This window comes from Citrobacter sp. S-77 (assembly GCF_963864895.1).
Classification (GTDB): Bacteria; Pseudomonadota; Gammaproteobacteria; order Enterobacterales; family Enterobacteriaceae; genus Citrobacter; species Citrobacter murliniae.
The window spans coordinates 1-518 of the sequence record NZ_CAWLWU010000004.1; the positions used below are offsets into that span (position 1 = coordinate 1).

Annotated in this window: 1 protein-coding gene; it reads right to left on the reverse strand. The window is 49.0% G+C overall.

What is annotated here, in order from left to right:
• Window positions 1-3: 3 nt before the first annotated feature.
• A partial coding sequence (locus AACS05_RS24730; protein ID WP_045438306.1) for an IS3 family transposase occupies window positions 4-518 on the reverse strand: 515 nt, incomplete at its 5' end.

Here is a 518-nt window from a genome sequence, read left to right on the forward strand (position 1 = left end):
TGACTAGTCCTGATATAGGTTGACAGTTTTTTGTCTGTAAAACGCCTGATGAACATCATCGGGCGTTTTGTATTTCAGGGCCAGATGTGGCCGTTCATGGTTATAAATTGCCACGGACTCTTTTACCATCATCCGGGCTTGTGCAAGATCCTCCGGGCGCGAGAGTAAAAACTCATTTTTCAGTATCCCGTTTATTCTCTCAGCCAGCGCATTCTGGTAGCAGTCGTAACCATCGGTCATTGAACAGGTTATTCCGTTTCGCTCATGAACTGACTGATAAAGTACCGAACAGTATTGCAGTCCTCTGTCAGAGTGATGTACCAGCGGACCTGTCGTTTTTCTCCGCTTCAGAGCCTGTCTGAACGCCTTTACCACGTTTTCCGTCTGCAGGTTTTCCCCGACATGGTAACCCACGATTTTTCTGGAGCAGGCATCGGTGACCAGACTCAGATAAGCCGTGCCGCTGCGTAGTGGAAGGTAAGTTATATCAGCGACCCAGACCTGCTCTGGCTCAAGGG